Here is a 19,506-nt window from a genome sequence, read left to right as displayed (position 1 = left end):
CGCACCGAGACCGTGGACAACAACGAGACCATAACCATCGGCGTCGACCGCACCGAGAAGGTCGGCAACAACGAGAAGATCAGTATCGGCGCGAACCGCACCGAGGACGTCGGCAGCAACGAGACCATCAGCATCGGCGTTGACCGCACCGAGAAGGTCGGCAGCAACGAGAAGATCAGCATCGGTGCCAATCGCACCGAGGACGTCGGCAACGACGAGACCATCAGCATCGGCGCGAACCGTAGCGAGTCGGTGGGCAACAACGAGACGATCAGCATCGGCGCCGACCGCAGCGAGTCGGTGGGCGCCAACGAGACCATCGACATAGGCGGCAACCAGAGCACCAGCATCGGCAAGAACGAGTCGCGCAGCGTCGGCCAGGGCCGCGATACCTCGGTGGGCAAGGACGATAGCCTGGACGTGGGCAAGAGCTTCACGCTCAACGCCGGCGACTCGATCACCCTGGTCACCGGTGCCGCCAGCATCCGCATGAAGAAGGACGGCAGCATCGTCATCAGCGGCAAGAACATCACCATCGACGGATCCGGGGCGATCAACGTCAAGGCCGACAAGAACGTGGTGGTGAAGGGACGCAAGATCCTCCAGAACTGAAGCGGCGCAGAGCCAGGGAGTCAGCGCATGAGTGTCGAGATCCATCTACCCGGGGCCACGACGGCCCTTCCCGCGCGCCTGGACGGCGTGGTCATCGGCGTCCTCCTCGACGTGCCGGACGCCGCCGCTCCGGTGGTCGCCTATCCCGGTTGCCCGAGCGAGCACGGCCTGGCGGCGGCCACCACCACCCAGCTCAGTCGCGCCGACATCGGCGCCCAGGTAGCGCTGATGTTCGTCGCCGGCGATCCGCGCCAGCCGCTGCTGATCGGCCGCATCCAGCGCCTGCCGCAGGAAGCGCTGGCGCAACTGGACGGCGAGCGCCTGGAGTTCAGTGCCGAACGCGAGATCGTCCTGCGTTGTGGCAAGGCCAGCATCACCCTGACCCGCGCCGGCAAGGTGATCATCCGTGGCGCCTATCTTTCCAGCCGCTCCACCGGGGTCAACCGGATCAAGGGCGGTTCGGTGCAGATCAACTGAGCGCGGCGGGCCCGACATGGAACTGTTGAACGCCACCCCGCTGGCCGCCGCCTACAACCAGGGGCTCGACGCCGAAGGCCGGGAGTCGCTGGTGGTGATCGCCAAGGGCAGTTTCGACCTGCCGCTGGACGGTCGCGAGGCGCGCCTGCTGGACGAGCAGCAGACGCTGCTGATGGTCGATGAATTCTATGGCGAGCCGGGGTTTTCCGCGCCGCGCCGGGAGTGCGAGTTCGTTCCCTTCAAGCCGTTCTGCGATGTGCTGGTGCTGGGCAGCGCCCAGGCGCCCGGCGGGCGGCCGGTACAGCAGTTGACCGCGGGCATCCGCGTCGGCCGGGTGAGCAAGGCGCTGACGGTGCATGGGCCGCGCCAGTGGGAACCGGGATTGCTCGGTGCCGGCGCGGGCGTCGCGCAGCCGTTCCAGAGCCAGGACATTTCCTACGCCAGTGCCTTCGGCGGCAGCCATGCCTCGCCGGACAACCCCGGTTTCATGGATTGCTACATGGCCAATCCGGCCGGATGTGGCTGGTTTCCGCGCAGCGCCGACACCGCCGAGATCGTCGGCACGCCGATGCCGGCCACGGAAAAGCTCGGCGAGCCGGTGGACAGCCCCCACGGCCGCTTCACGCCGATGGCGCTCGGCCCGCTCGGCCGCCACTGGCAGGCCCGGGTCGGCTTCGCCGGCCGCTACGACGACGCCTGGTTGGCCGAGCGCTTCCCGTTCCTGCCCGCCGACTTCGACGAGCGCTACTTCCAGTCCGCGCCGGCCGACCAGTGGACCGACCATCTGCGCGGCGGCGAGGAGGTCCTGCTGCTCAACCTCACCGGCGAGGAGCGCGCGGCCTTCCGCGTGCCGCGCAGGGAGGTCCCGGTGACCTTCTTCCTGAAAAAGGGTGGCCACGAAACCGCGCAGGCACGGATCGATACCCTGCTGGTGGACTGCGACGCCCGTCGCGTGGAAGTCACCTGGCGCATTCGCCGGCCGTTGAAGCGCAACCTGTTCGAGATCGCCCAGGTGCTGGTCGGCAGCAAGTCCGCCGCCTGGTGGCGCGCCCGCGAGCTGGGCAAGGACTACTACCCCTCGCTTGCCGCGTTGGCACGCAGCCGCCAGGCCGAGGAGGACGAGGCATGAGCCAGGTCCTGAGCATCGTCGCCTCCGGCATGGTCAGCGCGGTCGGCCTCAGCGCGCCGGCCAGCTGCGCGGCGATCCGCTGCGCCCTGGACAACTTCCAGGAAACCCGTTTCATCGACCAGGGCGGCGAATGGTTGCTTGCCGCCAGCGTGCCGCTGGAGCAGCCCTGGCGCGGCCGCGCCAAGCTGCTGAAGATGGCTGCGCGAGCCATCGACGAGGCCTTGCGCGGCCAGCCCGATCTCGATTGCACGGAGCTGCCGCTGCTGCTCTGCGTCGCCGAGGGCGACCGTCCCGGACGCTGCGCGGGGCTCGACGAGTCTTTCCTGCGTGACCTGGAAGGCGAGCTGGGACGACGCTTCCATCCCTCCTCGGCACTCATCGCCCGTGGCCGGGTCGGTGGCGCGGTGGCCCTGCTCAACGCGCGCAAGCTGATCCAGGGCGGCTGCCGGCAGGTCCTGGTGGCCGGCGTCGACTCCTTCGTCAGCGGCCCGACCCTGGCCGCCTACGAGGCCCGCGAGCGGCTGCTGACCAGCCAGAACTCCAACGGCTTCATTCCCGGCGAGGGCGCCGCCGCCGTGCTGGTCGCCGCGCCGCTCCACGAGGAGGCGCCGCAGTTGCTCTGCATCGGCCTCGGCTTCGGCGTCGAGAAGGCCACGGTGGAGAGCGAGGACCTGCCGCTGCGCGCCGACGGCCTGAGCCAGGCCGTGCGCGCCGCCCTCGCCGAGGCTGGCTGCGGCCTGGAGCAGATGGACTACCGGCTCACCGACATTTCCGGCGAGCAGTACTACTTCAAGGAGGCCTCGCTGACCCTGAGTCGCAACCTGCGCGTGCTCAAGCCGAAGTTCGACCTCTGGCACCCCGCCGACTGCATCGGCGAATGCGGCGCCGCCATCGGCCCGGCGTTGCTCGCCGTGGCCCTGGCCGCTTCGCGCAAGGGCTACGGCGACGGGCCGAACGTGTTCTGCCACCTGGGCAACGACGCCGGCGAACGCGCCGCCGCGCTGCTCAGCTATCGACGGGTGAGGGCTGCCTGATGGCCAACGAGGTGTACGCCAACAACATGGAGATCTCCTGCAAGGCGGCGAGCGGCAAGTCCATCGCGGCCTTCCCGGATGTCTGCTTCACCCCGCCGCAGGCGCCGCCGACGCCGTTGGGGGTACCGATCCCCTACCCCAATACCGGCCTGTCCAAGGACACCACCAAAGGCACCCGGACCATTCGCATCACCCGCAAGGAGGTGATGCTGAAGAACAAGAGCTACTACAAGACCAGCTACGGCGACGAGCCGGGGCGGGCGCCGAAGAAGGGCATCGTCACCAGCAAGATCAAGGGCAAGGTGTACTTCACCTCCTGGTCGATGAACGTCAAGTTCGAAAGCAAGAACGTGGTTCGCCACCTCGACCTGACCACCCACAACCACGCGTCCTTTCCTGGCAATACGCCGGTCTGGCCCTACCTCGACCAGGCCACCGTCGATGCTGGTGGTGGACCGTGCAGCAATGAAGTGAAGAAGGAGAAGAAGGATTGCGCTGACTTCAAGCCGCATGGCAGCAAGGATGCCTGCGCTGGCCTTGGCGCGGGCAAGCCTTCCGGCAAGAAGACCAGCAACGAAGCTGACCGACTGGCAGACAAGGTCGCTGCCCGAAAATGCCTGACCGCGCGCCGGTGTGCCCTGCAACCGTACAAGCCGAACAGTTGCTGCCCGCAGCAGACCGCTCACCACCTGATCGAGGCCAGCGCCTTGCACGACAAGGGACGTGGTGGAAAAGGCTCGGTACCCCTCAAGGGGATATCCAACTATTCGGAGAACAAGGCTCCTTGCGTCTGCGCGGAGGGCGTCAATCAGAACGTGGGTACCCACGGCCTCATGCACACGTTCCAGAGCGCCGCTGCCGCGAAGTCGCGCAGTGGAACCCTGCAATTGTCCAATGGCAGCTCCATCTCCGCGAAGAAGACCACCTACGGAACGGCGAAACGTCAATCCATGGCTGCCATGGGCAAGGTCTTTCCGCAGTCGAAATGCTCGAAGGAATGTCTGTCCGCTCAGCTCGACAACTATCACAAGCAGTGCGGAATCAACGCCAGAACACCCATCAAGGCCGTTGAAACCGGCCAGACCGACGTCACGGCTGCGACGCAGGCGATAAAGACCCGCAATGCGCGTCTTGGCGCCACGAGGAGTCGAGTCCGCTAGTGACCGTTACAGGAGATTGAAATGTTGAAGAAACTCTCGCCGATTTTCTCGAACATCACCGGCGTCGTCCGCTATCAGGACCTGGCGTACGTGGCCTCGGTATCCGACGAGATCCAGGAGCAGAACATAGCGCACAGCTATGTCACGGAGTGGGACTGCGGAACCTGGTGTGTTGCTGGCGAGGATGACGACATGCTGCCCTGGGAGATCGTGTCGGCCACGGTAGTGCACGAGCCGGTGGAACAAGCATTGTTTCTGGGCGCTCGGGGCCAGGTATTCTGCATGGGCTCCGGCGACATCCATGAAGAGCAGTTGCCCGACGGCGACGATGCCATCGGTGGCCGGGGCAATATGCGCGGCGTTGCCTGTATCGACGGGGTGGCCTATGCCTGCGGGATGGATCGACAGGTCTACCGGCGCTTCGACGAGAACGACTGGCGTGCCATCGACAGCGGCGCTCGGCCTCCGGCAGGCAGCGAAGCGGTGGTCGGATTCGAGGCCATCGGCGGCTTCGGTGCCAGGGAAATCTATGCCGTCGGCTGGGACGGGGAGATCTGGCAGTACGACGGCAAGCGCTGGCAGCCCCGGGAGAGCCCGACGAACTTGATCCTGACGGCGATCTGCTGCGCGGAAGATGGCTCGGTTTACGCCTGTGGACAGGCGGGAACGCTGCTGCGTGGACGCAACGACCACTGGGAGATCATCGCCCAGGACGATGTCGATGAAGACTTGTGGAGCCTCGCGTGGTTCGACGGCGCACTCTACGTGTCGAGCGCAACGGCGGTCTATACGCTGGTCGGTGGCCATCTCAAGGAGGTGGACTTCGGTGATGAGCAACCCCAACGCTGCTTCCACCTTAGCGCTGCCGACGGCGTGTTGTGGAGCATCGCCGCGAAAGACATCTTCAGCTTCGACGGCCAGCAATGGACGCGCATAGATTGAGCATCGCAGCGATCGTCGACCAGCACGCCGAGGAAGCCGCCTTCCTTGCCCTGCTCCGCGACTACGCCGTGCGTGCGCCCCATTACGACCTGGAGGAGCTCGCCGAGCTCGATCAGCGCATCGAGGCGCACCTGGACGGCTTGGCGATCGCCGGCCAGGCCGGCCATGACGCCCTGCTCGAGCAACTCGACGCGCACGCCCAGGGCGAGGCGTTCGCCCTCGCGGTGCTGGCCATGCAGGCAGGAGACGATGCGTTGATCGGACGGATGCGCGCCTGTCTTGCGGCGTCTCCGGAAGCCCGGCGCGGTTTCGCCGCAGCCCTCGGCTGGCTCGACTGGGACCAGGCGCGGCCCTGGGTGGAGCGCCTGCTGGCCTCGCCCGAGCCGCTGTTCCGCGCCATTGGCCTGGCCGCCTGCGGCATGCACCGGCATGACCCGGGGCCGGCGCTGCTGTCCGCCCTTGGCCACGCCGACCCGGCGGTGCTGGCGCGCGCCGCGCGCACCGCCGGCGAGCTGCGTCGGCGCGACCTGATGGCGAATATTCGCGCCTATCGCGCCCACGATGACCCGAGCCTGCGCTTCTGGGCCAACTGGGCCACCGCGCAGATGGGCGACGAGGAGGCGTTGGGGCCATTGCGTGCGTTCGCCGGGCAGCCCGGCCCGTTCCAGCTGCCGGCGACCATGGTGCTGCTCGCCTGGCAGCCGCGCGACACCAGCATGGCCTGGATTCGCCAACTGATGCAGGCGGCGGACACGCGGCGGATCGGCATCCAGGCCACCGGCCTGTTCGGCGATCCGGTGGCGGTGCCCTGGCTGATCCAGCAGATGCGCGACGAGAGTCTGGCGCGGGTCGCCGGCGAGGCCTTCAGCCTGATCACCGGCGCCGACCTGGCGCTGCTCGACCTGGAGCTGGAGGCCTTGCCCGACTACGACCCTGGCCCCAACGACGATCCCGACGACGAAGACGTCGCCCTCGACGACGATGAGAACCTCACCTGGCCGGACGCGGCACGGGTTACCGCCTGGTGGCGGGACCACGGCGCGCGCTTCGTCGCCGGGCGCGCCTACCTGCTCGGCGAACCTCTGGGCGAGGCGCACTGCCGCCAGGTCCTGCGCGACGGCCAGCAACGCCAGCGAATGGCTGCGGCGTGCCTGCTGGCGCGCTTCGTGCCGAACCTGCCGCTGTTCCCCACCGGTGCGCCGGTGCGCCGCCAACTGGACCTGTTCTGATAGCTGGCTGGCACCGGGCGGCCAGGTCATGGCCGCTGGCGCGGTGCGCCGGGTTTTCCCATTCGACGAATTTCCCTGCACGTAGCCAACCGGTTGACTGAAACCTTTCACCACTTATGCGGGGCGAATGGAAATGCCACTCGTTTGCCATGATAGCCTGTCGACATCCTCTGGAAATATCGTGAAAAAAGCTGACAACGTGCGAGATAGAGGGATTTTTTAATTTATGGTTAAGCTTCGGGCATTAGCGTTGAGCACCAGAAGTGACCGATCGGTCACGTAGGTCGCTCTGCGTTTGTTGTGCCTTTTTCCTATGGGGAAAGCGTCGGCAGACGTGGGAAAATTCAATCGATCCACTCATCGAGGTTCCGAACCATGCCAGACCGTATGCGGGGCGTTAAGTCCGATTCTCCAGAGCAGGAAAGCGCTGACGATGCATTGAAAAGGATTGTCGATGGATTCCAGCATTTCCGCCGGGAGGTCTTTCCCGAGCAGCAGGCGCTGTTTAAGAAGCTCGCCAATAGCCAGCGGCCGCGGGCGATGTTCATCACCTGCGCGGATTCGCGCATCGTTCCCGAGCTGATCACCCAGAGTTCCCCCGGCGACCTGTTCGTCACCCGCAACGTCGGCAACGTGGTGCCGCCCTACGGGCAGATGAACGGTGGCGTCTCCACCGCCATCGAATACGCTGTGCTGGCGCTGGGCGTGCACCACATCATCGTCTGCGGCCACTCCGACTGCGGGGCGATGCGCGCCGTGCTCGACCCGCAGACCCTGGAACGCATGCCGACGGTCAAGGCCTGGCTGCGGCACGCCGAGGTGGCACGCACGGTGGTGGCGGACAACTGCGACTGCGGCGCCAGCCACGACACCCTCGGGGTGCTCACCGAAGAGAACGTGGTGGCCCAGCTCGATCACCTGCGCACCCACCCCTCGGTGGCCTCGCGCCTGGCCAGCGGGCAACTGTTCATCCACGGCTGGGTGTACGACATCGAGAGTGCGCAGATCCGCGCCTACGACGCCAAGCAGGGTCGCTTCCTGCCCCTCGACGGCGAGCATCCGGTGCCGATGGCCACGCCCGCGCCGCGCTACCTGAACTCGTGATAGCGGCGGCCGTGCGGGCCGCCGGATAACAACAGCGTTTTCGCGTCACCTTTCGCCGTTCCTGCCATGGACGACCTCTGGGAAGCCCCGTTCCGGGGCTGAACGGGTCGCTATTACAAGAAAAAACACACTGCGCACACACAACCGGCGCCGGGCCTGGTCCTGGCGTCGCTCCCTCGTCGTGGAAAAAATTCGCAGGAGAACTGTGCCATGCATGTTTCAAAGGTGTTTCCGTCCCTCCGGGACACGTTGCCGCGGGACCTGATGGCCTCCGTGGTGGTGTTCCTCGTCGCCCTGCCGCTGTGCATGGGCATCGCCATCGCCTCCGGGATGCCGCCGGCCAAGGGCCTGCTCACCGGCATCGTCGGTGGCCTGGTGGTCGGCTTCCTGGCCGGCTCGCCGCTACAGGTCAGCGGCCCGGCGGCCGGCCTCGCGGTGCTGGTCTTCGAACTGGTGCGTACCTACGGGGTGGCCATGCTCGGGCCGATCCTGCTGCTCGCCGGCGCCATCCAGCTGCTCGCCGGGCGGCTGCGCCTGGGCTGCTGGTTCCGGGTCACCTCGCCGGCGGTGGTATACGGGATGCTCGCCGGCATCGGCATCCTCATCGTCCTTTCGCAATTGCACGTGATGCTCGACCTGGCGCCCAAGGCGTCCGGCCTCGACAACCTGCTGGCATTCCCCCAGGCGGCGTTCGCCGCGCTCGGTTCGCTGGGCATGGACAGCGGCCTCGACGCGGCGCTGCTCGGGCTGGGCACCATCGCGGTGATGTGGGGCTGGGACAAGCTGCGTCCGCAACGCCTGCGCTTCCTACCCGGCGCGCTGCTCGGCGTGAGCCTGGCGACCCTGGCCAGCCTCTGGCTGGCGCTGGACGTGCGGCGGGTCGAGGTACCGGCCAACCTCGGCGAGGCCATCGACTGGCTACGCCCGGCCGACCTGCTGGCCCTGGCCGATCCCTCCCTGCTGCTGGCGGCGGTGGTGGTGGCCTTCATCGCCAGTGCGGAGACCCTGCTCTCGGCGGCGGCGGTGGATCGCCTGCACGACGGCCCGCGCTCGGACATGGATCGCGAGTTGTCCGCCCAGGGGGTCGGCAACATGCTCTGCGGCATGCTCGGCGCGCTGCCGATGACCGGGGTGATCGTACGCAGCTCGGCCAACGTCAATGCCGGTGCGCGAACCCGCGCCTCGGCGATCTTCCACGGCCTCTGGTTGCTCGCCTTCGTCCTCCTGCTCGGCAGCCTGCTGCGGCAGATTCCGGTGGCGAGCCTGGCCGGGGTGCTGGTCTATACCGGGGTCAAGCTGGTCGATTTCAAGGCCCTCGGCAACCTCTCTCGCTACGGCCGGATGCCGATGCTGGTGTACGCGGCCACCGCCCTGGCCATCGTCTTCACCGACCTGCTGACCGGCGTGCTGGTGGGCTTCGCCCTGACCCTGCTGAAGCTGGTGCTGAAGGCGGCGCGGCTGAAGATCGCCCTGCGCTACACCGGCGAGCATGAAGCCGAGCTGCGCCTGAGCGGCGCCGCGACTTTCCTCAAGGTGCCGGCGCTGTCGCGGGTGCTCGACGAGGTCAAGCCGGGCACCACCCTGCACGTACCGATGGATAACCTCAGCTATGTCGACCATGCCTGCATGGAGCTGCTCGAGGACTGGGGGCGGATGGCACCGGTGCAGGGCTCGCGCCTGGTGATCGAACCGCGCGCCTTGAAGCGTCGCCTGGAAGGGCGCCTGCGCGGCAGCGTCGGGTTGGGCGGCGCGCGCAATGGCGGGGCGGTCAGCCCAGGCTGAGTTCCACCCCGAGCTGCTTCGACAGGCACGGCCACTGCTGCCAGGCGGCGACCACCCGCGGGTTCTTCAGGTTCTCGCGGTAGGCGCGGGCCGAGTCGGCGTCGAAGGTGGTGGCGTCGAGCATGTTCTCCACCGCATGGTGGACGGCTTCGTCCAGCCGGTTGGCGAACGGCTCGCCGATCAACTGGTGGGCCACCAGGTTGGCCACGGTGGTGTCCAGCGGGATCAGCGCCTGGCCGAAGTGGGCGATGTAGCGGTCGTTCACTTCTTCCACCAGGCGGTGCGCCAGGTAGGCCTCATCGAGCAGGGCGTCGAGGCCGTCGTGGCCGGCGAGCAACGCCGGCGGGGTGAGGAAGAACTGCTCGGCGACCTTCAGCACCGGCTTGATCCGTTCCTCGATGCCGGCTTCGCGGGCCACGCTGTTGGCGGCGTCGAGCAGGTCCGGTACCTGTTCGACGTAGGCGTGGACGAAGCGGGTGAGTATGTCTTCCGTGTTCTCGCCTTGCGGCTGGATGGTGCGATGCAGGCGGGGCAGGCAGCTGGCTATCAGATCAGCCAGGTGACCGTGGCGGGCTTCGCTGAGGTGCGCCTGCTGGATGAGTTCACGGAGGGCAGCGGTGTTCATGGGTTCTCCCATACAACGGGGATGGTGAAGAAGAGGAGAAACATAGCCGGCGGCGCGCGCCGGCTAAGACGCGATTGTCATAATCGCTTCGTGGTTATGCGAGGATGATATATCAGGCGGCCACCATTCGCCTGCAAAGCCACGCCGCTCGCGGCTTTTAGAGAAGAATCGGCACTTTCCAGCGACGTTTTTACGCTGCGTTGTTATGTCGCAGCCGCTGTCTATACTCCCACTCGAATGCTGAACCTGATGAACCCGGCCTGCCTTGCTGTGTGCCGAGGTGCGACGGTCAAAGTTCGTTGTCTTGGCGGTCCACCCCTTGGCCGTTGGCGTCTGCCGGCGGGATAAAAACAACGATAAGGGGAACCCGAATGCTGCGACATCCACGAGTCTGGATGGGCTTCCTTTTGCTCTCGGCGATCAGCCAGGCGAATGCCGCCTGGACGGTCAACATGGCCCCGGGCGCTACCGAGGTGAGCCGGTCCGTCTTCGACCTGCACATGACCATCTTCTGGATCTGCGTGGTGATCGGCGTGCTGGTCTTCGGCGCGATGTTCTGGTCGATGATCGTCCACCGCCGCTCCACCGGCCAGCAGCCGGCGCACTTCCACGAGAGCACCACGGTGGAAATCCTCTGGACGGTGGTGCCGTTCGTGATCCTGGTGGTGATGGCGGTGCCCGCCACCCGCACCCTGATCCACATCTACGACACTTCCGAGCCGGAGCTGGACGTGCAGGTCACCGGCTACCAGTGGAAGTGGCAGTACAAGTACCTGGGCCAGGACGTCGAGTACTTCAGCAACCTGGCCACCCCGCAGGATCAGATCCACAACCGGCAGGCGAAGGACGAGCATTACCTGCTGGAGGTGGACGAGCCGCTGGTGCTGCCGGTGGGCACCAAGGTGCGCTTCCTGATCACCTCCAGCGACGTGATCCATTCCTGGTGGGTGCCGGCCTTCGCGGTCAAGCGCGACGCCATCCCCGGCTTCGTCAACGAGGCCTGGACCAAGGTCGACGAGCCCGGCATCTATCGCGGCCAGTGCGCCGAGCTGTGCGGCAAGGACCACGGCTTCATGCCGATCGTGGTCGACGTCAAGCCCAAGGCCGAGTTCGACCAGTGGCTGGCCAAGCGCAAGGAAGAGGCGGCGAAGGTCAAGGAACTGACCAGCAAGGAGTGGACCAAGGAAGAGTTGGTTGCGCGCGGCGACAAGGTCTACCACACCATCTGCGCCGCCTGCCACCAGGCCGAAGGCCAGGGCATGCCGCCGATGTTCCCGGCGCTGAAGGGTTCGAAGATCGTCACCGGGCCCAAGGAGCACCACCTGGAAGTGGTCTTCAACGGCGTGCCCGGCACCGCCATGGCGGCCTTCGGCAAGCAGCTCAACGAGGTCGACCTGGCCGCGGTGATCACCTACGAGCGCAACGCCTGGGGCAACGACGATGGCGACATGGTCACCCCGAAAGACGTCGTCGCCTACAAGCAGAAACAACAATAGGAGACCGCCATGAGTGCTGTGATCGATACGCCCGACCACCATGCCGGCGACCACCACCACGGACCGGCCAAGGGCCTGATGCGCTGGGTGCTGACGACCAACCACAAGGACATCGGCACCCTCTACCTGTGGTTCAGCTTCATGATGTTCCTGCTCGGCGGCTCGATGGCCATGGTGATCCGCGCCGAGCTGTTCCAGCCCGGCCTGCAGATCGTCGAGCCGGCGTTCTTCAACCAGATGACCACCATGCACGGCCTGATCATGGTCTTCGGCGCGGTGATGCCGGCCTTCGTCGGCCTGGCCAACTGGATGATCCCGCTGATGATCGGCGCGCCGGACATGGCCCTGCCGCGGATGAACAACTTCAGCTTCTGGCTGCTGCCGGCGGCCTTCGGCCTGCTGGTCAGCACCCTGTTCATGCCCGGCGGCGGTCCCAACTTCGGCTGGACCTTCTACGCGCCGCTGTCGACCACCTTCGCCCCGCACAGCGTGACCTTCTTCATCTTCGCCATCCACCTGGCCGGGATCAGCTCGATCATGGGCGCGATCAACGTGATCGCCACCATCCTCAACCTGCGCGCCCCGGGCATGACCCTGATGAAGATGCCGCTGTTCGTCTGGACCTGGCTGATCACCGCGTTCCTGTTGATCGCGGTGATGCCGGTGCTGGCCGGCGTGGTGACCATGATGCTGATGGACATCCACTTCGGCACCAGCTTCTTCAGCGCCGCCGGCGGCGGCGACCCGGTGCTGTTCCAGCACGTGTTCTGGTTCTTCGGCCACCCCGAGGTGTACATCATGATCCTGCCCGCCTTCGGTGCGGTCAGTGCGATCATCCCGACCTTCGCGCGCAAGCCGCTGTTCGGCTACACCTCGATGGTCTACGCCACCGCCAGCATCGCCTTCCTCTCCTTCGTGGTCTGGGCGCACCACATGTTCGTGGTCGGCATCCCGGTCACCGGCGAGCTGTTCTTCATGTACGCCACCATGCTGATCGCGGTGCCCACCGGGGTGAAGGTGTTCAACTGGGTGACCACCATGTGGGAGGGTTCGCTGACCTTCGAGACGCCGATGCTGTTCGCCGTGGCCTTCGTCATCCTGTTCACCATCGGCGGCTTCTCCGGACTGATGCTGGCGATCGCCCCGGCGGACTTCCAGTACCACGACACCTACTTCGTGGTCGCCCACTTCCACTACGTGCTGGTGCCCGGCGCGATCTTCGGCATCTTCGCCTCGGCTTACTACTGGCTGCCGAAGTGGACCGGCCACATGTACGACGAGACCCTCGGCAAGCTGCACTTCTGGATGAGCTTCATCGGCATGAACCTGGCGTTCTTCCCGATGCACTTCGTCGGCCTCGCCGGCATGCCGCGACGGATCCCCGACTACAACCTGCAGTTCGCCGACTTCAACATGGTCTCGTCGATCGGCGCCTTCATGTTCGGCACCACCCAGCTGCTGTTCCTGTTCATCGTCATCAAGTGCATCCGCGGCGGCAAGCCGGCCCCTGCCAAGCCCTGGGACGGCGCCGAGGGCCTGGAGTGGAGCATCCCTTCGCCGGCGCCCTACCACACCTTCAGCACCCCGCCCGAGGTCAAGTGAGGAGCGCGCCATGAGCGATGCCAAGGTCGATACCCGCCGCCTGGTCGGCCGCCTGCTGCTGGTGACCGTGCTGATGTTCGCCTTCGGCTTCGCCCTGGTGCCGCTCTACGACGTGATGTGCCGCGCCCTGGGGATCAACGGCAAGACCGCCGGCAGCGCCTACAGCGGCGAGCAGCAGGTGGATGTCGGGCGCGAGGTGAAGGTGCAGTTCATGACCTCGAACAATATCGACATGGTCTGGGAGTTCCGCTCCGCCGGCGACCAGTTGGTGGTGCATCCCGGCGCGGTGAACCAGATGGTGTTCTACGCGCGCAACCCGAGCGACAAGCCGATGACCGCGCAGGCCATCCCGAGCATTGCCCCGGCCGAGGCTGCCGCCTACTTCCACAAGACCGAATGCTTCTGTTTCACCCAGCAGGTGCTGCAACCCGGCGAGAGCATCGAGATGCCGGTGCGCTTCATCGTCGACCGCGATCTGCCCAAGGATGTGCGGCACGTGACGCTGGCCTACACCCTCTTCGATATCACTGCGCGGAAGCCGCCCGTACCGGTTGCGGGACGATAAGGAGAACAACATGGCAAGCCACGAACACTATTACGTCCCCGCCCAGAGCAAGTGGCCGATCATCGCCAGCATCGGCCTGCTGGTGACGGTGTTCGGCCTGGGTACCTGGTTCAACGACCTCACCGCCGGCCACAAGGAATCCCATGGCCCGTGGATCTTCTTCGTCGGCGGGCTGATCATCGCCTACATGCTGTTCGGCTGGTTCGGCAACGTCATCCGCGAGAGCCGCGCCGGACTCTACAGCGCGCAGATGGACCGCTCGTTCCGCTGGGGCATGAGCTGGTTCATCTTCTCCGAGGTGATGTTCTTCGCCGCCTTCTTCGGCGCGCTGTTCTACGTCCGCCACTTCGCCGGTCCCTGGCTCGGCGGCGAGGGTGCCAAGGGCGTGGCGCACATGCTCTGGCCGAACTTCCAGTACAGCTGGCCGCTGCTGCAGACCCCGGACCCGAAGCTGTTCCCGCCGCCGAGCGCGGTGATCGAGCCGTGGAAGCTGCCGCTGATCAACACCATCCTGCTGGTCACCTCCAGCTTCACCGTGACCTTCGCCCACCACGCCCTGAAGAAGAACAAGCGCGGCCCGCTCAAGGCCTGGCTGGCGCTGACCGTGCTGCTGGGGATCGCCTTCCTGATCCTGCAGGCCGAGGAGTACGTGCACGCCTACAACGAGCTGGGCCTGACCCTCGGCGCCGGCATCTACGGCTCGACCTTCTTCATGCTCACCGGCTTCCATGGCGCCCACGTGACCCTCGGCGCGCTGATCCTCGGCATCATGCTGATCCGCATCCTGCGCGGTCACTTCGATGCCGAGCACCACTTCGGCTTCGAGGCCGCCAGTTGGTACTGGCACTTCGTCGACGTGGTCTGGATCGGCCTGTTCATCTTCGTCTACGTGATCTGACCGCCACCGGGGGAATCAGAAATGCCAGGGCGCGTGGCTGTTCAGCTCGCCGCTGTAGAAGCCCCAGGCGACCAGCACCAGGGTCGCCGCGGCGAGCACCACGCGGACGGTCAGCGAATTGACCACGCGGGAACCATGGCCCTGGTCCTTGACCAGGAAGAACAGGCCGCTGAACAGGCTCACCAGGGTAGCCAGCAGTAGCAGGACGATCGCCACTTTCAACATGGTGGGACTCCGGCGATGGGGGGATTCATGCAGTATAGCCAGCGCCTCGGGGAGGCCGGACGCAATGACAGACGCAGCATGCGTGGCGCGTTCCGCCCCGGCCTGCTGCCGACCCTGGTGGTCCTCGGCCTGCTGCCGGTACTGCTCTGGCTGGGCACCTGGCAGTTGCAGCGGGCCGACGAGAAGCGCGCCCTGCTGGCCAGCTACGAGGCCCGGCGCGGCGCCGAGCCGGTGTCGCCCGGGCAGCTAGAGGGACTGCGCGACCCGGCGTACGTCCGCGTGCGCCTGCACGGCCGCTTCGACCAGCGGCATACGCTGCTGCTGGATAACCGGCTGCGCAACGGACAGGCCGGGGTCGAGGTGCTGCAACCCTTCTACGACCAGGCCAGCGGCCTCTGGCTGCTGGTCAACCGCGGCTGGGTCGCATGGACTGACCGACGCTCGCCGCCGACGCTGGAAACCCCCGACCGCGTCCTCCTGCTCGACGCCTGGACCTACCTGCCGCCACCCGGCGGCCTGCACCTGGCCGACGCGCCGGCCGGCGGCTGGCCGCGCCTGGTGACCCAGCTCGACATCCCGGCGCTGTGGCAGGCCTTCGGTCGCGCCGGGCTGCCCTGGGAAATCCGCCTGGAGCCGGGCGACGCCAGCTTCGACACCGATTGGCCCCTGGTCTCGATGCCGCCGGAGCGGCACACCGGCTACGCCGTGCAGTGGTTCGCCCTGGCGACGGCCCTGCTCGCCCTCTACCTCTACCTCGGTGTGCGCCGCGCACGGGAGAAAAACCATGAGTCTCGCGATTCCGATGCCTGAACGTCCGCGCCGCGCCCGTGGCCGCCTGCAACTGCTGGCGATCATCGGCCTGGTGGTGGGGCCGATGCTGCTCGCCAGCGCCATGTACAAATGGAGTTTCTGGGTTCCGCAGGGGCGCAGCTACAGCGGCGCGCTGATCGGCAACGGCCAGACCCCCGCCGACCTCGGCGTGCAGGGACGCAGCCAGGGCGAGCAGTGGCAACTGCTGGTGACCGCGCCGGGTACTTGCGGCGAGGACTGCCAGCAACTGGTCTACCTGGCCCGCCAGGTCAACATCGCCCTCGGCCGCGAAGCCTCGCGCGCCGGCCACGCCCTGGCCGCCAGTGGCGAGCTGCCGGCGGACTTCGCCAACCTGGTGAGGCAGGACTACCCGCGCCTGCAGCGCTACGGCCTGGACCCTGTCCTGTACGACAAGGCCGGCGGCGGCGAGCGGCCGCTGCTGTGGGTGGTCGACCCGCACGGCAACCTGGTGCTGCGCTACGACGCCAAGGCCAACGGCAAGAAGCTGCTGAAGGACGTGCAACTGCTGCTCAAGCTCTCGCATATCGGTTGATCGGCGTGGCCGGCGCGGTTCCCGGCCCGATGAGGACAGAACGACAAGAAAAAGGGGCCCGCGAATGACAGGCGCAACCCGCAAACCCGGTTTCACCGTCGCCGTGCTGGCGACCCTGCTGGCCGCCGTGGTGGTCCTGCTCGGCGCCTATACCCGGCTGACCCACGCCGGCCTCGGCTGTCCGGACTGGCCAGGCTGCTACGGTTTCGTCCACGTGCCGCTGAGCGAGGCGCAACTGGCCCACGCCGAACTGCACTTCCCCGACGCCCCGGTGGAGGCACAGAAGGGCTGGAATGAGATGATCCACCGCTATTTTGCCGGCGCCCTCGGCCTGCTCATCCTTGGCCTGGCGTTGCATGCGCTGGTCCGCCGCGGGCGCGACGGCCAACCGCTGAAGCTGCCGCTGCTGCTGCTCGCGGTGGTGATCGCGCAGGCCGCCTTCGGCATGTGGACGGTGACCCTCAAGCTCTGGCCGCAGGTGGTCACCGCCCATCTGCTCGGCGGCTTCACCACCCTGGCGCTGCTCTTTCTCCTCGCCCTGCGCCTCTCCGGACGCTTCGCGGCGCGGCGCTACCCGGCGGCGACCCGCGGACTGGCGGGGCTGGCCCTGCTCCTGGTGATCGGCCAGATCACCCTCGGCGGCTGGGTCAGCAGCAACTATGCGGCGGTGGCCTGCATCGACCTGCCCACCTGCCATGGCGAGTGGTGGCCGCGGATGGACTTCGCCAACGGCTTCCACCTGACCCAGCACATCGGCCCCAACTACCTCGGCGGCCAGCTCGACAGCGACGCGCGCACGGCGATCCACATGACCCACCGGATCGGCGCGCTGTGCGTGACCCTGGTCCTCCTGCTGCTCGCCTGGCGCCTGCAGCGCAGCGGCCTGGTCTGGCCGACCGCGCTGATGCTGCTCGGCCTGTCGCTGCAGATCGGCCTGGGCATCAGCAACGTGCTGCTGCACCTGCCGCTGCCGGTGGCGGTGGCGCACAACGGCGGTGGCGCCCTGCTGCTGCTCAGCCTGGTGTTGGTCAACTATCGCCTGCGCGCGCCGGCCAGCGTCCGCGCGCCGGCACCGTCGCCGCAGCGCGTGCGCCGCACGCTGCCGCCGGCGCAAGGTTCTCGGCTGAAGGCCGCCTGACAGACAGAAGGATGGAGGTAAGGATATGGCCACCGTCATCGATCGCCACAGCCAGCCGACCTGGCGCGACTTCCTCGAACTGACCAAGCCCAAGGTCGTGGTGCTGATGCTGATCACCTCGCTGATCGGCATGCTGCTCGCCACCAAGGCGCCGCTGGATGGCTTCGTGCCCTGGCAGGTGCTGATCTTCGGCAACCTCGGCATCGGCCTTTGTGCCGGCGCGGCGGCGGCGGTCAACCATGTGGTGGACCGGCGCATCGACTCGATCATGGCGCGGACCCACAAGCGGCCGCTGGCCGAGGGTCGAGTGTCGCCGAGCATGGCGCTGGGCTTCGCGCTGCTCCTGGCGCTGGCCGGGATGGCCGTGCTGCTGGCCTTCACCAACCCGCTGACGGCCTGGCTGACCCTCGCCTCGCTGCTCGGCTACGCGGCGCTCTACACCGGCTTCCTGAAGCGCGCCACGCCGCAGAACATCGTCATCGGCGGGCTCGCCGGGGCGGCGCCGCCGCTGCTCGGCTGGGTCGCCATCACCGGCCACCTGAGCGCCGAGCCGCTGTTGCTGGTACTGATCATCTTCGCCTGGACCCCACCGCACTTCTGGGCGCTATGCATCCACCGCAAGGACGAATACGCCAAGGCCGACATCCCGATGCTGCCGGTGACCCACGGCGAGCGCTACACCAAGCTGCACATCCTGCTCTATACCCTGGTGCTGTTCGCGGTGAGCCTGATGCCGTTCGTCATCCACATGAGTGGGCTGGTCTACCTGCTCTGCGCCCTGGCCCTGGGCGCGCGCTTCCTCGACTGGGCCTGGGCGCTCTACTGTGACAGCCGGCCACATGCGGCGATAAAGACCTTCAAGTACTCTATCGTCTACCTGTTCCTGCTGTTCATGGCGCTGCTGGTGGACCACTATCTGCCGCTGAAGCTGCTTCTCTGATCCCACTCTAGAGCCTTGCCCACCCATGACTCGAGTCAACAAGACCGTCCTCGTCCTCGTCGCCCTGGTCGCCCTGGTCCTCGGCCTCACCGTGCACAAGGTGCTCACCGCCCAGCGCCAGGCCGATCCCACCGTGCTGCTCGACGCCGGCATCGTGATCCTGCCGCAGACGCGCAAGGTGCCGGCGCTGGAGTTCACCAACCAGGACGGCCAGGCGGTCAGCACTGCCAGTCTCAAGGGTCGCTGGCACCTGCTGTTCTTCGGCTACACCTTCTGCCCCGATGTCTGCCCGACCACCCTCGCCCAGCTCCGCGAATTGCAGGGCAAGCTGCCGCAGGAGGTGCGCGACGACCTGCAGGTGGTATTCGTCAGCGTCGATCCGAACCGCGACACGCCGCAGCAGATCAAGCAATACCTGGGCTACTTCAACGCCGGCTTCCAGGGGCTCACCGGCACTCCGGAGAACATCCAGAAGCTGGCCAACGCCATGAGCATCCCCTACATCCCCGCCGACACCAGCAAGCCCAACTACACCGTCGACCACAGCGGCAACCTGGTGATCATCGGTCCGGACGGCGAGCAGCACGGCTTCATCCGCGCGCCGCTGAACAACGCCAAGCTGGAAGCCCAACTGCCCGGCGTGCTCAAGCCGCAGGCCTGATTCCCTTCCCTCCCCCCACCGTCCGCTCCGGGCCTCAGGCCCGGCGCATGCCGATGTGCGGGATGTCGTCTTCCAGGTAGACCTCGGTGACCGCGACGAAGCCATAGCGGCCGTAGTAGGCCTGCAGGTGGGCCTGGGCCGAGAGGTACACCGGGGTATCCAGCCAGAGGCGCTCCGCCGCCTGCAGCGCGCGTTCCATCAACTGGTGACCAAGCCCCTGGCCGCGCGCGGCCGAGGAACTGACCACCCGGCCGATCACCACCTGGCCCTCGTGGCGAACCGGGTCCAGCAGGCGCAGGTAGGCGAGCAACTGGCCGTCGCGCCAGGCCATCAGGTGATGGGTATCGCCGACCAGGTCGAGGCCGTCGACTTCCTGGTAGGGGCATTTCTGTTCCACCACGAAGACCTCGGTGCGCAATTGCAGCAGCGCGTAGAGTTCCTTCAGGGTGAGGTCGGCGTGGTGCTTGCAGGTCCAGTCGAGCGACATGGTCGGGATTCCGGGACAGGAGACAGGAACGCGGTTA

The 19,506-nt window shown here is 66.8% G+C and carries 20 protein-coding genes and 1 pseudogene; 18 read left to right on the top strand and 3 right to left on the bottom strand.

Features of this window, described 5'->3' with window-relative positions:
• The 9 genes and pseudogenes from vgrG1b to HMPREF3014_RS01720 form a co-directional block, all read left to right on the top strand.
• A pseudogene (vgrG1b, locus tag HMPREF3014_RS01760) lies at positions 1 to 612 on the top strand (type VI secretion system spike protein VgrG1b); the annotation flags it as partial.
• Between the two features lie 27 nt (positions 613 to 639).
• On the top strand, positions 640 to 1,089 hold the full coding sequence (locus HMPREF3014_RS01755) for a DUF6484 domain-containing protein (protein ID WP_003101196.1): 450 nt from the start codon (positions 640 to 642) through the stop codon (positions 1,087 to 1,089).
• Positions 1,090 to 1,105: 16 nt separating this feature from the next.
• The gene (locus HMPREF3014_RS01750; RefSeq protein WP_003101197.1) at positions 1,106 to 2,218 is read left to right on the top strand and encodes a DUF2169 family type VI secretion system accessory protein; all 1,113 of its coding nucleotides are present in this window, start codon (positions 1,106 to 1,108) and stop codon (positions 2,216 to 2,218) included.
• Positions 2,215 to 3,252: a 3-oxoacyl-ACP synthase gene (locus HMPREF3014_RS01745; protein ID WP_003121609.1), complete on the top strand. Its 1,038-nt coding sequence runs from the start codon at positions 2,215 to 2,217 to the stop codon at positions 3,250 to 3,252. The genes HMPREF3014_RS01750 and HMPREF3014_RS01745 overlap by 4 nt, the downstream gene beginning before the upstream one ends.
• A complete protein-coding gene (gene tse7, locus HMPREF3014_RS01740; protein ID WP_003083698.1) occupies positions 3,252 to 4,412 on the top strand; it encodes a type VI secretion system effector Dnase Tse7 in 1,161 nt (386 codons plus the stop codon). The genes HMPREF3014_RS01745 and tse7 overlap by 1 nt, the downstream gene beginning before the upstream one ends.
• A gap of 21 nt (positions 4,413 to 4,433) precedes the next feature.
• On the top strand, positions 4,434 to 5,354 hold the full coding sequence (gene tsi7, locus HMPREF3014_RS01735; protein WP_003083699.1) for a type IV secretion system immunity protein Tsi7: 921 nt from the start codon (positions 4,434 to 4,436) through the stop codon (positions 5,352 to 5,354).
• On the top strand, positions 5,336 to 6,583 hold the full coding sequence (locus HMPREF3014_RS01730) for a TIGR02270 family protein (RefSeq protein ID WP_010793584.1): 1,248 nt from the start codon (positions 5,336 to 5,338) through the stop codon (positions 6,581 to 6,583). The genes tsi7 and HMPREF3014_RS01730 overlap by 19 nt, the downstream gene beginning before the upstream one ends.
• A gap of 375 nt (positions 6,584 to 6,958) precedes the next feature.
• Positions 6,959 to 7,687 (top strand): carbonic anhydrase, encoded by a 729-nt coding sequence (locus tag HMPREF3014_RS01725; protein WP_003083701.1) that lies wholly within the window; start codon positions 6,959 to 6,961, stop codon positions 7,685 to 7,687.
• A 210-nt stretch (positions 7,688 to 7,897) separates the two neighbouring features.
• Positions 7,898 to 9,469: a SulP family inorganic anion transporter gene (locus tag HMPREF3014_RS01720; protein ID WP_004346955.1), complete on the top strand. Its 1,572-nt coding sequence runs from the start codon at positions 7,898 to 7,900 to the stop codon at positions 9,467 to 9,469.
• On the opposite strand, the gene HMPREF3014_RS01715 is transcribed toward HMPREF3014_RS01720, so the two are convergent.
• Entirely contained in the window at positions 9,456 to 10,094 is a 639-nt protein-coding gene (locus HMPREF3014_RS01715; protein WP_016254346.1) for a hypothetical protein, read from the bottom strand. The genes HMPREF3014_RS01720 and HMPREF3014_RS01715 overlap by 14 nt on opposite strands.
• 371 nt (positions 10,095 to 10,465) lie before the next feature.
• Here HMPREF3014_RS01715 and coxB point away from each other — a divergent pair, with 371 nt between their 5' ends.
• The 4 genes from coxB to HMPREF3014_RS01695 are packed head-to-tail and all read left to right on the top strand — an operon-like array spanning position 10,466 to position 14,655.
• Entirely contained in the window at positions 10,466 to 11,590 is a 1,125-nt protein-coding gene (coxB, locus tag HMPREF3014_RS01710) for a cytochrome c oxidase subunit II (RefSeq protein ID WP_003101203.1), read from the top strand.
• 9 nt (positions 11,591 to 11,599) lie between these two features.
• Entirely contained in the window at positions 11,600 to 13,192 is a 1,593-nt protein-coding gene (gene ctaD / locus HMPREF3014_RS01705; RefSeq protein ID WP_003083723.1) for a cytochrome c oxidase subunit I, read from the top strand.
• A 10-nt stretch (positions 13,193 to 13,202) separates the two neighbouring features.
• Positions 13,203 to 13,757, top strand: a complete 555-nt coding sequence (locus HMPREF3014_RS01700; RefSeq protein WP_003083725.1) for a cytochrome c oxidase assembly protein — start codon at positions 13,203 to 13,205, stop codon at positions 13,755 to 13,757.
• 10 nt (positions 13,758 to 13,767) lie between these two features.
• Entirely contained in the window at positions 13,768 to 14,655 is an 888-nt protein-coding gene (locus HMPREF3014_RS01695; RefSeq protein ID WP_003115030.1) for a cytochrome c oxidase subunit 3, read from the top strand.
• 15 nt (positions 14,656 to 14,670) lie between these two features.
• Here the strand turns inward: HMPREF3014_RS01695 and HMPREF3014_RS01690 are convergent, their stop codons facing one another.
• A complete protein-coding gene (locus tag HMPREF3014_RS01690; RefSeq protein ID WP_003101213.1) occupies positions 14,671 to 14,880 on the bottom strand; it encodes a twin transmembrane helix small protein in 210 nt (69 codons plus the stop codon).
• 15 nt (positions 14,881 to 14,895) lie between these two features.
• Between HMPREF3014_RS01690 and HMPREF3014_RS01685 the strand changes: the two genes are divergently transcribed.
• The 5 genes from HMPREF3014_RS01685 to senC all read left to right on the top strand — a co-directional run bounded on the left by HMPREF3014_RS01685 (position 14,896) and on the right by senC (position 18,982).
• Positions 14,896 to 15,690 carry an SURF1 family protein gene (locus HMPREF3014_RS01685; protein WP_003121615.1) on the top strand — a complete coding sequence of 265 codons (795 nt, stop codon included), beginning with the start codon at positions 14,896 to 14,898 and terminating at the stop codon, positions 15,688 to 15,690.
• Positions 15,665 to 16,243, top strand: a complete 579-nt coding sequence (locus HMPREF3014_RS01680; RefSeq protein WP_003121616.1) for a hypothetical protein — start codon at positions 15,665 to 15,667, stop codon at positions 16,241 to 16,243. Before HMPREF3014_RS01685 ends, HMPREF3014_RS01680 begins: the two co-directional genes overlap by 26 nt.
• A gap of 64 nt (positions 16,244 to 16,307) precedes the next feature.
• The gene (locus HMPREF3014_RS01675; protein ID WP_003121617.1) at positions 16,308 to 17,381 is read left to right on the top strand and encodes a COX15/CtaA family protein; all 1,074 of its coding nucleotides are present in this window, start codon (positions 16,308 to 16,310) and stop codon (positions 17,379 to 17,381) included.
• 25 nt (positions 17,382 to 17,406) lie between these two features.
• Positions 17,407 to 18,321, top strand: a complete 915-nt coding sequence (gene cyoE, locus HMPREF3014_RS01670; RefSeq protein WP_003083746.1) for a heme o synthase — start codon at positions 17,407 to 17,409, stop codon at positions 18,319 to 18,321.
• A 25-nt stretch (positions 18,322 to 18,346) separates the two neighbouring features.
• Positions 18,347 to 18,982, top strand: coding sequence for a cytochrome c oxidase copper chaperone SenC (senC, locus tag HMPREF3014_RS01665; RefSeq protein WP_003083748.1), 636 nt, complete (start codon positions 18,347 to 18,349; stop codon positions 18,980 to 18,982).
• A 34-nt stretch (positions 18,983 to 19,016) separates the two neighbouring features.
• Here senC and HMPREF3014_RS01660 read toward each other — a convergent pair whose 3' ends face one another.
• A complete protein-coding gene (locus HMPREF3014_RS01660) occupies positions 19,017 to 19,469 on the bottom strand; it encodes a GNAT family N-acetyltransferase (RefSeq protein ID WP_003083750.1) in 453 nt (150 codons plus the stop codon).
• Positions 19,470 to 19,506: the final 37 nt, after the last annotated feature.

The sequence above is a fragment of the Pseudomonas sp. HMSC065H01 genome, assembly GCF_001815235.1.
Taxonomy (GTDB): domain Bacteria; phylum Pseudomonadota; class Gammaproteobacteria; order Pseudomonadales; family Pseudomonadaceae; genus Pseudomonas; species Pseudomonas aeruginosa.
Note: the sequence above shows the minus strand (reverse complement) of the source record. Positions and strands in the feature narration are given on the sequence as shown.